Raw genomic sequence first — 14,179 nt, forward strand, 5'->3', positions numbered from 1 at the left:
TAGATGTTAAAACGATTAGATACTGATTTACAATCAGTAAATGATTTTCTGAGGATAAAAACACCTCAACAATGGTTGGAGTATGCAGCAAAACACATTCCTTTACTGTTAATTGATCATGCTCATTGTGAACGTAAAGCAGCCGCAAGTGCCATCAATTTCATCAGTAAATATCCAGAAAAAAAGGAATTAGTCGAAGTCATGTCGCCTTTGGCACGTGAGGAGCTGCTTCACTTTGAAAAAGTGATACAAATTATGCTTCGCAAAGGCATTCAATTTAGTCCTTTGCAGCCTTCTGGATATGCAACTCAAATGCATAAGCAGGTTACAAGCAGAGATATGATTCAGCGTTTATGTGATCAGCTTATAATTGGTGCCATCATTGAAGCACGTTCATGCGAGCGTTTCCATGCCATTATTCCTTACCTTGAAGACCATGATTTAGTAAAATTTTACAGTACTTTAATTAAATCAGAAGCCCGACATTTCGAAGATTACTTGCGGCTAGCGAAATTATACGGTGGGGATATTGAAAGCCGACTCAACATCTTTTTATCTTTGGAGAATAGCTTTATTTTGGCAACAGATACGGTATTTCGTTTTCATAGCGGAATACCGTATCAATAAAATCTCATCTCATTGAAGGAGACGGCGGTGCTTCTTCAATAGTCAGTTCAGCATTTGCTGGATTTTTTAGAAATTCAGCAAGGCTTGGTTTTAAGCTATTGAACGTATCTTCATCTAAATATTTACCAGTAGTGGGATTCATATACTTATTTGGCTCTCCGGGCACTGGTTGGAAATCATTTTCAATTAACCACGCATCAATAAGAGCTCTAAATGCTTCATTTGCGGGGTGAGGCTCTGAGCTAGGTATCTTTATCGGCTGGTTCTTATCATCAAGCTTTGGTTTTCCGGTTTTTTCATCCATTTCATATTTAAGATTCCCTTTTTCATCTCGTTCGTAAACTACCAGTGGAGCACCATCTTTACGAGTTAACGAAGCAACATCTAGCTTCCCATCTTTAAATGTAACATTGTGGTGAAGGGTAGGCAGGTCAATGTTAGGATCACCTTTAAGGGCATCACGCATATTACTCTTTAACTTAAGCCATGCTTTACCAATTGGATCTTCATTTTTCTCATATACATATTTGTTATAAAATTCGCCAAAAGTTTGATCAACTGATACATTGATTGCTTTGTTCATTTTGCCAAACATATTCAACAAAGACATCATTGACGCACGATAGTCTTGATAAGAGTTTTGTTCTGGTTTCATGGCTTCGTCAGCAAGGCGGTTGACTTCCTCCCAAAGAGTCGTTTCTTGCTGAGTCCCTTTATGGAGTATATGCCTATTTCTAAGCTCCTCCATTGCCTGAGCATACTCCATGCGCCGCTTAAGCATTTGCGCATTTTGGTAGTCTTGGGTTATTCTTTCATTTTCTTCTCTACGGAACTCCTCTGCGGCTTTTGCAGATTTTTCCTGTGCTTCGGCCATTTTTTTCGCATATTCATCATCTTTACTACTAGTCATACTCAGCCTCTCCACAAAAATTAAATATGAGCAAAACAGAGCCCTTTTGTATTATCATAACACAACAACTGAGGTTTGTCATCCCAATCACTTAATACATAACGTCTTAATTTTTCCAAATTATTTTCATAAATAGTTATACCCGGTTTATGAGTATGTCCATGAATTAATTGCGTGATTTTATAATACACCATATGTTGAATAATCACTTCTGAAACCACATCCATTTCTTCCACAGATTTATTTAGATTCATCTGACTTCGATAACGCACTTGACTCACCAAACGCTGGCGCAATTTTAGCGGGAGCTTTAGAAAAAAGTAGGGAAATAGCTTATTTCTGGTTAATCGCCTAAACCGTTGATGTGCGAAGTCTTTAGTACAATAACGATCTCCATGAACTAAAAGTATCTTTTCTTGTCCTAACTTAATAATAGTGGGTTCAGATAAAATCGTCCAGCCTGCAAGTTGGGCAAAATCCCTGCCCAATAAAAAATCACGATTACCATGCATGTAAAAAATATTTATTCCTTGATTTTTCAAAGCATGTAATTGAAGAGCGATACCTCTACTCCACTCATCAATTGAATCATCTCCTGCCCATGCATGGAAAAAATCTCCCAAAATATAAATATTTTTAACAGAGACTTTTGCCCATTCAATAAATTGATTAAAACGCTCTTGAATCTTATGATCCTCTGGGTGCAAATGTAGGTCTGAAATAAAAACAACATCTATCATAAAGGCTCAATGTGTATGTGTTCGTCTAATAAATAAATTTGACAAGGTTTATTACAAGGTTCTATTGCATCACTTAAGCGATAAAAACCTGCAATTGATACTAATTCTGCCTCAAGTGAGTGACAAAAAATCCGCGCTTCTTTATCTCCAGAAATACCAGCTAAAGCCCTTCCTCTTAAAGCACCATAAACATGGATGCTTCCATCAGCTAACAATTCAGCGCCATGACTCACTGAAGAAGTAACAATAAGATCAGTACCTTTGGCCACCACTTGTTGTCCTGATCGAACAGGAGTAGTAAGTAATTTAGCCGTTGTTTTCACTGTATCATGATGCGTGTTCTCAATAGTTTCGACGATAGGCTTATCCTGATTCGAAGAGGCATGCAACACAGCTAAACCGTGACATTGTGCTACAGAATGATGCAGTGCAGTTCCACCTTGAATAGCAACAGGAATCATGCCATGAGTTCGAGCAGCCTGGACTAATGCTTGTAAATCAAACTCCAGATGTTGAACGGCAGATAAATCAAAAACCACAGGAATATGTTCAAATAATTTTGGTGCTTTATTTATTGTATCATGGAGTTGGTGTGAAAAAAGATTAATGTTTGTATTTAATACATGTAATACAGTAAATGTATAAAGACGCCCTTTTAATTTAAACGCTTGTATCTGTGTTGTATTTTCACTCATGAGTATGATATCCATAATCAATATTTTTGTTTATACTAACATGTGAAAACCAATAACAGAAGGATATTAAGGTGGATAAACGGTGGTTTGAACAATATCAAAAAGGAGTTCCTCATGAAATTGACCCTAGTCAATATTCTTCCCTTGTAGCTTTGTTTAAAGAATCATGTACTCGTTATGCTCATAAACCATCATATACCAATATGGGGCACAGTATTACATTTGCAGAACTAAATACATTAAGCCGTGATTTTGCTGCCTACCTGCAACAACTTAACTTAAAAAAAGGAGCGCGAGTTGCCATTATGCTTCCTAACGTTCTCCAATATCCGGTAGCCTTATTTGCTATTTTGCGAGCGGGCTATGTTGTAGTTAACACAAATCCGCTCTATACGACTGATGAACTCGTTCATCAAATGAATGATTCCGGAGCTGAAGCAATCATAGTACTTGCAAATTTTGCAAAAACTGTTGAAAAAGGATTAAGCTCGATTCCTGCTTTAAAACATGTTCTTGTCACCGAAGTAGGCGATTTATTTCCTACGATAAAACGAATCATTGTCAATTCCATAGTGAAATACGTAAAAAAAGGAGTACCGGCTTATCACATTCCTCATGCAGTAGCCTTTAATTATGCGTTATTGGAAGGAAAACAAGCTCCATTACATCACGTGGACTTAACTCATGATGATATTGCATTTCTCCAATATACAGGAGGAACAACTGGTGTAGCTAAAGGTGCTATTTTAACACATGGCAATATGATAGCTAATATTTTGCAAGCTGATTCATGGATAAAGCCTTTAGGTTTAGATAATGATGAGATTATTGTAACTGCGATTCCTCTATATCATGTTTTTTCCCTTACTGCTAATTGTCTGACCTTCTTAAAAGAAGGCGCAAAAAATGTACTCATAACAAATCCTCGTGATATGGGAAATTTTATTAAAGAGATTAAAAATGTTCGTTTTACTGCTATTACTGGTGTAAATACTTTATTTAACGGTTTATTAAACCATCCACAATTTAAAGATGTTGATTTCAGTAGATTAAAAATTGCCCTTTCTGGTGGAATGGCATTACAAAAAAGTGTTGCACTTAAGTGGCTCGAAGTGACTAAGACCCCTGTCTTAGAGGCATATGGCTTAACAGAAACAAGTCCCGCAGCCATCATGAATCCCATGAATCTTACAGAATACACTGGCAGTATAGGAGTACCTATTTCATCTACTGAGGTAGCTATTGTCGACGACAACGAGAATGAAGTTCCTATAGGGACAAGTGGCGAAATATGTATTAAAGGACCACAGGTAACTCCTGGCTATTGGAAGCGACCCGATGAAACAGCCTTAGTTTTTACTAAGAATGGCTATTTGAAGACTGGAGACATAGGGAGAATGGATGAAGAGGGTTTTATTTATTTAGTTGATCGAAAAAAGGACATGCTGTTAGTCTCTGGATTTAATGTTTATCCTAATGAAATAGAGCAGGTAATAGGGATGCATCCTGGTGTGTTAGAGGTTGGTGTTGTTGGTATTTTTGATAAGGATTCTGGTGAGCGCGTCAAAGCATGTATTGTAAAAAAAGATCCTAATCTTACTGCTGAACAAGTTATTTCTTATTGCCGTGAGCATTTAACTGCATATAAAGTTCCTAAAGAGGTCGAGTTTTATAAGGAACTTCCAAAAACAAATGTGGGTAAAATCCTCCGCCGTGCACTTAAAAACTCGCAAGACACTCCCTCTCCGAGTCTATCAAGTAAAAAACCTGCTGTTGCAGTATAAAAATAGCCTAGAGACGCTTTATTGTAGGTGTGGTCGTTTTATTGACCCACCAATAACTCCTTGTAATCTGTACAATAGAGAAGTACATTGATGTTGATTCTATTCTCGGGGGGCTTGTCAGGGATTTATTTTACCAATTGCTGCATTATCCTAGCTGTTGCCCCCCAGACCCAATCTTCATTTGCTGTGAATTCACACGTCTTGTACCTAAGTCCATTACGTTCAATCATAAAAGTTCTATAATTCTTTGGATTTTGCACTAATGACATGGGAATAGAAATGACACTTACCACCTCCTGAACATTTAAATGATAAGGATGTATTGAGCTTATACCTGCAAACCAAGGATGAATAATGCTTCCTAAGAGTGTTTTTTGGATCTTTAATTCTTTTATTAGGGTTACACGATGAGGATTAATACCCAGCTCTTCATTCAACTCTCTAAGTGCAGTAGCATAGTAATTTTCATCACTCTCCTCCCACACTCCACCAGGAAAACAAATTTCACCCGGGTGCGTCCGAAGTTGATCGCTCCTTTTAGTGAGAATTAATGAGTCAGACTCTTGTTCATAAAGAACAATCACGGCTGAATTTGTAAAACCATTTGCTATTAATTCATTTGAGGCCATTCATGATTGCTGCCATTTTAATAAAACATTCACGATATTCATCTTCATAGTTTGAGTCAATAACGACTCCACCGCCAGCTGCCAGATGTAAAAAATTATCTTTAGCTGTTATTGTTCGAATTGCAATATTCGTATCAAAACGTCCATGTCGTGAAAAATAACCGATTGCACCACAATAAACGCCACGCGCATACAACTCTTGTTCATGAATAATTTTCATTGACTCAATTTTTGGAGCACCCGTGATTGAACCACCTGGAAAACAAGATAAAAATGCATCGAATGGTCGCACCGATGATAAACATTGAGCTTCTATTGTACTTACTAAATGATGAACTGAATTATAACTTTGAACCTCACATAAACCAGTTACTTGGACTGAACCTGGTTGAGCAATTTTACCCAAATCATTACGTAGAAGATCTACAATCATAACATTCTCAGCCCTATTTTTTTCGCAAGAACTCAATTCATGTTTTAATTGTTCATCTTCTAAAAGATCGTTAGAACGTCTAATGGTTCCTTTAATGGGTGATGTGATTAATTGACCATTTTCATAATACAAGAAACGCTCAGGAGAAAAACTTAAAATATCTCCAGCAAATGTTCTTAAAAAAGCAGAAAAAGGCACTGGATTTTGTTTGCTGACTTTTTTATATAAAGCCCAACTATCTCCTTCATAGGCAGCAAGGAAAGGCTGAGTGAGATTGACTTGATAACTTCTCCCTGCTTTTAGTGATTGATATATTTCCCCAAAAGCTTTTATATACTTTTCGTGGTCCATTAAAGGGATAAAATCACTCTGAAGGATGCAATCCTTGCATTGCTTTTCCGAGTCATGCCATAAGTCTAAAACTTCCTTGACTACCCCAGGCGTCGCCTGCTGAAGATTTGCAGCAAATAAAGTCACTGATTTTTGATCATGATCCGCTATGATAGCCCAATCATACAAACCAAGATTTAATAAGGGCATATTCTGCAATCCAGATTGAACCTTTGAATCAATTCCTAATTGTCTTGCTCCAAAATCATAAGAAATATAGCCTATAGCCCCACCTTGAAAAGGAAGATCAGTCACTGCCAACTGAGAAGATAAGATATGATTCAACTGATTGACCAGCGACTGGGTGTTATGCGTGTTTTGATCGATCTGGATAAAATCATAAGGATATGCACTGACAATATCGTAACGACCTCTTACATGATCACTACTTTCAAGCAACACAAAACCAGGAAGATGGCTAAGTTTTTGATACAATTCAGGTAGAGACGGAGAATAGTCTAAAGAATATAGTACAAATTGACTCAAAATATATCCTCACAAATAAATTCATTGAACCTATGTTGCTCAACATATTGTTGAGCAAAAAACTTAATTCTCTTTGGATTCTGCAAGCAAATTGAGTATTATAGACATAGAGATAAAAGAAAATCTCTTATATCCCACAGACCTCACGGTTATCTAAGCCTTTATTTCTCTCAACCGCAATGATTTTTAATGTAACATCATTGCTCTATATAAGGCTAGTTGCTTTCTACAATTCCAGTTCAGTTCATATATCGGATTACTGTCTTTTAAACTGAAAATCCCACATAAATACTCTATGTCCCTCACGTCACTAAGAACAAGCCGTATAAGATAAACTTCGCTTAGTAAGCAAAATGCATTTCTATACTCTTTTCAATCAAACTCACGTTACTTATCTCTGGTTTTTAAATTCATTTGTGAGTATGCTATGCACACGCTTTATTGACAAGGAGCCTCCATGGCAACAGTTGCTCAATTTGACATTACTTATACTCAATTTTTGGATGAACATGGAAAATTAGCAGGTCAGCTTCCTGATTTTGCCAAAGATTATACCGTATTGAAAGAACTTTATAAAATGATGGTTCTGACGCGTACCTTTGATAAAAAAGCAATTGCGCTACAAAGAACCGGAAAGATGGGAACTTATGCTCCTATTAATGGCCAAGAAGCAATTTCTACAGCCATAGGCCATGCGATGCGTCCTGAGGACGTATTCGTACCCTATTATCGTGATTATGCTGCGCAATTTCAACGCGGCGTAAAAATGTCTGAGATTCTTGCCTTTTGGGGAGGAGATGAGCGTGGCAGTCAGTTTTCTTGTAATTCTGAAGACTTACCTATTTGCGTTCCCATTGCGTCGCAATGTCTGCATGCGACAGGTATTGCTTTTGCTTTCCAATACAGAAATCAGCCTCGTGTTGCAGTAGTCTGTCTTGGTGAAGGCGGTACTTCTGAAGGTGATTTTTATGAAGCTATAAATATAGCGGGCACCTGGAAATTACCTGTGGTTTTTGTGGTAAATAATAACCAATGGGCTATTTCAGTTCCCAGAGAGAAACAAACGGGGACCCAAACTATTGCACAAAAGCAATTGCTGCAGGCTTTTCTGGCATACAAGTTGATGGCAATGACATCTTAGCAACAAGACAGATCATAGGGAATGCTATTGAAAAAGCGCGTCAAGGCGAAGGCCCAACTTTAATTGAGGCATTATCATATCGTTTATCCGATCATACCACTGCTGATGATGCAACCCGATATCAACCCTCTGCAGATGTAGAAAAAGCCAAACCGAAAGAGCCTATTGCACGATTTAAAGAGTTTCTCATGGAACAAAAGATATGGAATGCGCAAGATGAGGAGAACTTGGTTATCCAATGCTCAGAAGAAGTTGAAAAAGCAGTTAATGAATATCTGAACATGAAAATTCAACCAGTTACCAGCATTTTTGATTATCATTATGCAGAACTACCTGAATATTTAGTTGAACAACGTGCAATAGCTATGGAGGAAGCAACCAATGCCTGATATTACTTTAATTGAAGCAGTTACTCAGGCTTTAGCTTATGAGTTAGCTCACGATGAAAATGTGGTGGTTTTTGGAGAGGATGTAGGTAAAAACGGTGGTGTTTTTAGGGCAACAGTAGGGTTACAAGAACGCTTCGGAGAAAAAAGAGTATTTGATACTCCTCTAGCTGAGTCAATGATTGCGGGATTAGCAATCGGAATGTCCATACAAGGCCTGAGGCCCGTTGCCGAATTTCAATTTATGGGTTTTATTTACCCTGCTATGAATCAAATTATCTCTCATGCTGCTCGTATGCGAAATAGGACACGCGGACGCCTACACTGTCCTCTCGTTTTTCGAGCTCCTTTTGGGGGAGGAATCAGGGCACCAGAGCATCACTCTGAAAGCACCGAAGCATTATTTGCCCATATTCCAGGTTTACAAGTTGTTATACCCTCTTCGCCTAGACGTGCTTATGGTTTACTCTTGGCGGCAATGCGTAATCCCGATCCAGTAATTTTTCTAGAACCAAAGCGTATCTATCGCCTTGTTAAACAACCTGTGGAAGATAATGGAGAGGCACTGCCCATTGGTAAGTGTTTCACCTTACAACAAGGTGAAGATGTTACCTTAATAAGTTGGGGAGCAAGTTTGCATGAAACGCAGCTCGCAACGAAACAATTAAGAGAGGAAGGAATTTCTTGTGAAATAATTGACGTCGCTACAATTAAACCCTTAGATATTGAAACAATTTTAGCCTCAGTAGAAAAAACTGGTCGTTGCGTTATTGTACATGAAGGAGCAAAAACCTGTGGTGTAGGAGCTGAAATTTCAGCCCTCATTATGGAAAATTCCATGGCTGATTTAATGGCCCCTGTTCAAAGGGTGACTGGATACGATACAGTAATGCCCTATTTCCAACTGGAAAAGCAATACATCCCCAGTGTTACGCGTATTAAAAACAGTGTTATGAGCATAATGGAGTAATAATGAATATTTTCAATCTACCTGATTTAGGTGAAGGCTTACCTGATGCTGAGATTCATGAGTGGTTTGTCAAAGAAGGAGATACTGTTGTCGTAGATCAACCTCTAGTCTCTATGGAAACAGCTAAGGCTGTGGTGGATGTTCCATGCCCACAAACAGGAATTATAAGTAAATTATATGGCAAACCAGGCGACATTATTAAAACAGGGGAACCATTAGTTGCTTTTGTATCGTCAGTAGCAAAAGCAGCCGATAAGGGAACCGTAGTTGGCAACCTAGAAGAAAGTAGCGAAGTTTTCGAAGATACTTTTACTATTGGGGTACAACACACTACTCATGGTCGTATAAAGACAACCCCTGCTGTAAAAATGCTTGCAAAAAAACTAGGTGTTGATTTATCGACAATAAAAGGTACAGGTGAATTTGGAATCATCACTCGAGATGATGTTCAAGCCCAAGCAGATAAGAACTCACAAGTTCCTGTAGGTTTTGAACCTCTGCGTGGAGTAAGGCGCGCTATGCTCAATAGCATGGCTCAATCACACGCCGAAGTAGTTCCTGTGAGCATCTTTGATGAGGCAGATATAAGTGCCTGGAAATCTGGAACTGATATTACCGTTCGCTTAATTAGAGCTATAATTGATGCCACTAAATGCGAACCTGCATTAAATGCATGGTTTGATACAAAACATGGTGCGCGACAATGCTTTAATGAAGTACATCTTGGGTTAGCGATGGATAATGAGGAAGGGTTATTTGTTCCTGTTATTCATGATGCAGGAAAACGCTCTGATACTGAATTACGCACCATGATTAATGAATTCAAACAATCGGTAGGTAATCGTGAAATTACAGCGGACAAATTAAAGGGGGCTACGTTTACGCTCTCGAATTTTGGCAAATTTGCTGGTCGTTTTGCAAGCCCTATTATTGTCCCACCAATGGTTGCAATCTTAGCTGTCGGAAGGCTTTATCAAGGGGTTGTTCCTGTCGAGGAGAAAATAGAAGTGCATAATATGCTTCCTTTATCACTTAGTTTTGATCATAGGGCTGTTACAGGTGGCGAGGCAACTCGCTTCTTAGGTTCCGTAATACAATCCTTACAGATGGAATAGAAGCTAAATTATATACCGCACTCCCCAAACGGTGTATTCATCCCTCATACATCGAGAGGCTTCATTTGGCGCATATCGCGCCAAATGAACTTAAGCCAATTTCTTCAACAAGAAGATGAAAACATCCTCCGCCGTTCCTCTGCTTGTCCACGGAATCTAGGGTACTGTTGCTAAACACCGTACCCAACGAACACGTCACGGGACGCAAGAGAGGCTGGTATTTTATTGTTGTGGTGGCTGTTGAGTTTCTGGCTGTTGAGTTTGTGGTTGTTGAGTTTGTGCTTTTTGTTGCATTTTGTCCTTCATTTTTTCAGCTAATGACATCTTGCATTGTTGCAATTGTTCTGGACTAAAGTTTGTGTTTGGCAGGGTTTTAGTACCTGCTACTACAGGTATTACGCAATTCTTAATTAAATCTTTGCCTGAGCCTTCCCCTCCCTTAAAATAACCATTCTGCATACAAGAGATTGCAATAGCCTTACAAGCTCCTCCTGACCAACCCAAAAAACTCACACTCATTAATACTGCAAATACTCCCATTTTTACGCATAACTTGTTCATATTTTTATTCCTTTTATTTAGGATCTGCATCCAATTTATAGTGACCATTAAAATATAGCACAATATTTATTTTTTGTTATTAGAGTGCATTGATGAGTAATTTTAATTACTCAAAATATACCTCATTCAATAATAATTAGTACGGACAAGTTCCGACTTCTTTTCCGAAAGCTCCATAGCAGGCTCTGGTATTTTGGATGTTGTTATCAAATCGTCACACTCAGAAATATTTTCTCTCGTTTCGCTTGATAAGAGGAGCTCTCTTAAGCTTGTTGTGTAGCTGCATTTCCCTGCATGATGATAATTTTTTGTCATCTCATGCTCATAACAATCAAGTGCCTCTTCAAGTATCGTTTCTTCATGTTCTTTTGTACGTTCCTTTAGGAGTTTTTTATCTTCTTTATTTGCATATTGCTCTACGCTCCATTTAATCAATCCAAATGTTGCAAGGCCAATACCAAATCCAAATAAAATAGTACCAACCAAGGGTGGCACAGCAAATGCACTAATAAGCACCATTAATCCAATAACTGAGAAAATTACACCAGCACCACCAAGCGCAAAATTAGTATAGGATTTAGCAATAGTCTCATTGGCTAACAAGTTTTGCTGCTTTAATTGGTGTAATGGTTCAGTTATTTTTCCAATATCCTCATCGATTTGAGTGATTTCATGTTGGAGATTACTCACGAAGTCAATAAGTTGTGAGTTTTCGGTGCTTTTGCCTCTCGTGTACTCTTTTTCAAAAATTTGTACCATTTTCTCCAAGTGCACCAACATTTCATTACGCTCTTGATATAGCCTTAGCAGTTTACATGGTAGGCTATCATCTGAAAAAGTCTGTTGGTTCCAACCTCTTTGTACTCTAATCTTATTAATAAACTCCAGCTCTTCTTCTATTTGTTTACTAGATAGGGTGTTGGGCTTATTGAGTAAAAATTTCAGTTCCAAAGCACGAATCTCTAATCGATCTCTATAAATATCAGAGTCCAATACAGATAACTCTCGTTTGCCTATGAGGTCCATAAATATCTTTTTTTCTTTATATGCTTTTGCAGATTGAAATTTCTCTATTATCGAGCTTAGTAATGAAATACCCTCAATAAGGGTACCAAGCGAAGCAAAAGCTAATCCAATACCGGCAGATACTATTCCTCCTAGAATAAACGCTGCAATACCGAAACCTGTTGTAACTAAAAGAAGCGACATAGCTAAAACTTTACTTCCAACGGAACTATTTTTATCAGTCAAAGTAGTTATTGCATTGGGAATTGCTGAAATCATTCGTAATACAAATCCAATGATAGGTAATTCTTTGCTGGAGGCAATGATTGATGTCACAAAATCAAATATTTTTTGCACGCCATCCAGAAAAAATTTTGACAATTTTCCCCTTTTATTGATTGTTTCGATAAATGATAATTTCTGCTGTTGTTGTAATAAAGTTATTTTGCCTTTTAACTCATTCATTTTCTCGGATAGAATGACATGCTTTTTGTGAGGATATGTCATAATTGCTTTTTAACAATAGTATATAATTAAGTATAACAGTGCACTATATATACATATAGGTAATTAGAAGAAAGATTTATCGACCTATTAGGATAAGAAAGAGCTTCCTTGCCCCATCTACATCCTTTCTTTTTAAATTTTAACAACTTATTGAGTAGTCTCTTGTTGGTAATTCTTGCTCACTAATTTTTGTTGGGATCCTAGATGTTGGGTTTGTAAACAGGGCCTCACTATGGACAGGAGGTTTTTCTGTGCATTTTGGCGAATTATCTTGATGCCATTCAAGCATGAGTAAATTTCGGGGTCCTTCATTCATTAATTCATTATATTCATTGGGTCGTACACATTTCTGGAGTTTTTTTGACACATAATGACTAAAATCCAATACAAAAAGAGGTGTGTTGAGCAGTGCTAATGCTGCAGCTTTAGCTACGAAACTTAAACCCACTCCAGTAAGAACCAGACCGACGGTAATAACACTCATTAACTCCACCAGAATCGCTGCTCCAAGGATTAAAGGTGATGCTGCAATTTGTATGGGCCTCAAACTCAAGGAGAATAATTTATTCCCGTCAACTTGATCTAATGGTTTCGTTATCGCGTCATATAAAGCAAAAGTTATTAATTTCAGTCGAGTAAAATTATTAATAGAAGCTTGATTTTTAATGAATTGCTTATAATTATTATTTATTTCATTTCTTAATGATTCGGTGCATTGTTGTCTTATTTGCATCATCAAGGCTTCTGTATTAGGTGTGAAGGGATTTATATTTTGTTGAAATAATTCTCTTAACTTAATCTCCACTTCAGTATTAATAATGTATGTAAATAAATCATCATCACTCATTGTCTGAATTTGTTCTGCCTCTTGCTCTTTTTGTTGTGCAATGAGTAACTCAATTACCTCAGCTCTATAGTTTTTTAAGAATGATGCTTTATATTTCTCAAAATGAGGTTCCAAATAATCATTTAACTCTTTGGTATATTGATTATTTGTTAATGAATTTACTGTAAAATGAATAAGTCCATTAGTAATCTCTAAAACAATCGTCGCAAGAATAAAACCAATGATACCAATAAAAACAGCTGCACCAATGAATATAGAAAACATCCCATAAGCGGCCTTTGCTAAAAATCGAAATGGTTGATAATAACGATTCAAGGAATCTTCCAAAGGCTTCATTAACTCATCAAAATACTCCATATAACTACTAAAACCATCCTTTGGATTTTTGGTCGCATTCTTAAGGAGATACTTCTGATTGATCCGATTTAAAACTTTAAATGGTTCCCCAGTAAGAGCTAATTCGTCCTGTTCCAGATAGCTGTTTAGTCTTGGGTCAATTTCAGAAAACTGCTTATCGGGGTGCAAGAGTATACAGAACGCTTTATATAAGGATGTTATCTCTACATGAGTGGTGTTTTGATAAGCCTCTTCTATATGTTTATTAATGAGAGTGCTTACTTCTTGTTTTGTTAAAGGGTTTTGCCTTGGTGTATCCAATAAATCTTTAACGATTTTTGCTGCTACCGCTCGTGCTACTTCTTCCTTAGGGTTCTTACTCATTATAAATCTCACATATCATCGATTATGGTATAAAATGAACGAATAGTAGCATGTATAGCAAAATTTAGATATTAAAGGCTATTTGATTAAATAATTGGCTAAATTTTAGTGACTCATCTTTAGTCGAACTCCTATTAATGCACTAAAGATGATTAAGGGTATAAGAAAAGCAAAATAGCACTACTTACTCGAGAGGAAATATCACAGGATCAGAGCCACTGCATTATGCACAA

Annotated in this window: 12 protein-coding genes and 1 pseudogene; 5 read left to right on the forward strand and 8 right to left on the reverse strand. The window is 37.3% G+C overall.

Annotated elements, in window-relative coordinates:
- Nucleotides 1–3: 3 nt before the first annotated feature.
- Nucleotides 4–627 carry a MiaE family protein gene (locus EL220_RS09280; protein ID WP_027269791.1) on the forward strand — a complete coding sequence of 208 codons (624 nt, stop codon included), beginning with the start codon at nucleotides 4–6 and terminating at the stop codon, nucleotides 625–627.
- Nucleotides 628–631: 4 nt separating this feature from the next.
- On the opposite strand, the gene EL220_RS09285 is transcribed toward EL220_RS09280, so the two are convergent.
- Genes EL220_RS09285 through minC form a run of 3 tightly spaced genes read right to left on the reverse strand, consistent with a single transcriptional unit; the run spans nucleotide 632 to nucleotide 2,972 of the window.
- Nucleotides 632–1,537, reverse strand: a complete 906-nt coding sequence (locus EL220_RS09285) for a hypothetical protein (RefSeq protein ID WP_027269790.1) — start codon at nucleotides 1,535–1,537, stop codon at nucleotides 632–634.
- A gap of 20 nt (nucleotides 1,538–1,557) precedes the next feature.
- Complete coding sequence (locus EL220_RS09290) at nucleotides 1,558–2,277, reverse strand: UDP-2,3-diacylglucosamine diphosphatase (RefSeq protein ID WP_027269789.1); 720 nt, start codon at nucleotides 2,275–2,277, stop codon at nucleotides 1,558–1,560.
- Complete coding sequence (gene minC, locus EL220_RS09295; RefSeq protein ID WP_027269788.1) at nucleotides 2,274–2,972, reverse strand: septum site-determining protein MinC; 699 nt, start codon at nucleotides 2,970–2,972, stop codon at nucleotides 2,274–2,276. The genes EL220_RS09290 and minC overlap by 4 nt, the downstream gene beginning before the upstream one ends.
- Before the next feature lie 71 nt (nucleotides 2,973–3,043).
- Between minC and EL220_RS09300 the strand changes: the two genes are divergently transcribed.
- On the forward strand, nucleotides 3,044–4,756 hold the full coding sequence (locus EL220_RS09300; RefSeq protein ID WP_027269787.1) for an AMP-binding protein: 1,713 nt from the start codon (nucleotides 3,044–3,046) through the stop codon (nucleotides 4,754–4,756).
- Nucleotides 4,757–4,881: 125 nt separating this feature from the next.
- Here EL220_RS09300 and EL220_RS09305 read toward each other — a convergent pair whose 3' ends face one another.
- Entirely contained in the window at nucleotides 4,882–5,385 is a 504-nt protein-coding gene (locus tag EL220_RS09305) for an NUDIX hydrolase (RefSeq protein WP_027269786.1), read from the reverse strand.
- Complete coding sequence (gene pabB / locus EL220_RS09310) at nucleotides 5,372–6,694, reverse strand: aminodeoxychorismate synthase component I (RefSeq protein ID WP_027269785.1); 1,323 nt, start codon at nucleotides 6,692–6,694, stop codon at nucleotides 5,372–5,374. The genes EL220_RS09305 and pabB overlap by 14 nt, the downstream gene beginning before the upstream one ends.
- Nucleotides 6,695–7,274: 580 nt before the next feature.
- On the opposite strand from pabB, the pseudogene pdhA reads away from it, so the two are divergent.
- From pdhA to EL220_RS09325, 3 genes and pseudogenes are all read left to right on the forward strand, one after another.
- Nucleotides 7,275–8,224, forward strand: a pseudogene (gene pdhA, locus EL220_RS09315) (pyruvate dehydrogenase (acetyl-transferring) E1 component subunit alpha).
- Nucleotides 8,217–9,191, forward strand: coding sequence for an alpha-ketoacid dehydrogenase subunit beta (locus tag EL220_RS09320; RefSeq protein ID WP_027269783.1), 975 nt, complete (start codon nucleotides 8,217–8,219; stop codon nucleotides 9,189–9,191). The pseudogene pdhA and the gene EL220_RS09320 overlap by 8 nt, the downstream one beginning before the upstream one ends.
- Before the next feature lie 2 nt (nucleotides 9,192–9,193).
- On the forward strand, nucleotides 9,194–10,306 hold the full coding sequence (locus EL220_RS09325) for a dihydrolipoamide acetyltransferase family protein (protein WP_027269782.1): 1,113 nt from the start codon (nucleotides 9,194–9,196) through the stop codon (nucleotides 10,304–10,306).
- Between the two features lie 222 nt (nucleotides 10,307–10,528).
- Here the strand turns inward: EL220_RS09325 and EL220_RS09330 are convergent, their stop codons facing one another.
- The 3 genes from EL220_RS09330 to EL220_RS09340 all read right to left on the reverse strand — a co-directional run bounded on the left by EL220_RS09330 (nucleotide 10,529) and on the right by EL220_RS09340 (nucleotide 13,946).
- The gene (locus tag EL220_RS09330; protein WP_027269781.1) at nucleotides 10,529–10,867 is read right to left on the reverse strand and encodes a hypothetical protein; all 339 of its coding nucleotides are present in this window, start codon (nucleotides 10,865–10,867) and stop codon (nucleotides 10,529–10,531) included.
- Nucleotides 10,868–10,993: 126 nt separating this feature from the next.
- Complete coding sequence (locus EL220_RS09335) at nucleotides 10,994–12,379, reverse strand: T4SS effector SidA family protein (protein WP_027269780.1); 1,386 nt, start codon at nucleotides 12,377–12,379, stop codon at nucleotides 10,994–10,996.
- A gap of 139 nt (nucleotides 12,380–12,518) precedes the next feature.
- Nucleotides 12,519–13,946, reverse strand: a complete 1,428-nt coding sequence (locus EL220_RS09340) for a hypothetical protein (protein ID WP_027269779.1) — start codon at nucleotides 13,944–13,946, stop codon at nucleotides 12,519–12,521.
- Nucleotides 13,947–14,179 lie beyond the last annotated feature (233 nt).

It is taken from the genome of Legionella sainthelensi, from assembly GCF_900637685.1.
Taxonomy (GTDB): domain Bacteria; phylum Pseudomonadota; class Gammaproteobacteria; order Legionellales; family Legionellaceae; genus Legionella; species Legionella sainthelensi.

Coding starts and splice junctions, on each gene's coding strand:
- EL220_RS09335 (WP_027269780.1), bottom strand. CDS start 12,379: ATGACATATCCTCACAAAAAGCATGTCATTCTATCCGAGAAAATGAAT.
- EL220_RS09330 (WP_027269781.1), bottom strand. CDS start 10,867: ATGAACAAGTTATGCGTAAAAATGGGAGTATTTGCAGTATTAATGAGT.
- EL220_RS09305 (WP_027269786.1), bottom strand. CDS start 5,385: ATGGCCTCAAATGAATTAATAGCAAATGGTTTTACAAATTCAGCCGTG.
- EL220_RS09320 (WP_027269783.1), top strand. CDS start 8,217: ATGCCTGATATTACTTTAATTGAAGCAGTTACTCAGGCTTTAGCTTAT.
- EL220_RS09325 (WP_027269782.1), top strand. CDS start 9,194: ATGAATATTTTCAATCTACCTGATTTAGGTGAAGGCTTACCTGATGCT.
- EL220_RS09290 (WP_027269789.1), bottom strand. CDS start 2,277: ATGATAGATGTTGTTTTTATTTCAGACCTACATTTGCACCCAGAGGAT.
- minC (WP_027269788.1), bottom strand. CDS start 2,972: ATGAGTGAAAATACAACACAGATACAAGCGTTTAAATTAAAAGGGCGT.
- EL220_RS09340 (WP_027269779.1), bottom strand. CDS start 13,946: ATGAGTAAGAACCCTAAGGAAGAAGTAGCACGAGCGGTAGCAGCAAAA.
- EL220_RS09285 (WP_027269790.1), bottom strand. CDS start 1,537: ATGACTAGTAGTAAAGATGATGAATATGCGAAAAAAATGGCCGAAGCA.
- EL220_RS09280 (WP_027269791.1), top strand. CDS start 4: ATGTTAAAACGATTAGATACTGATTTACAATCAGTAAATGATTTTCTG.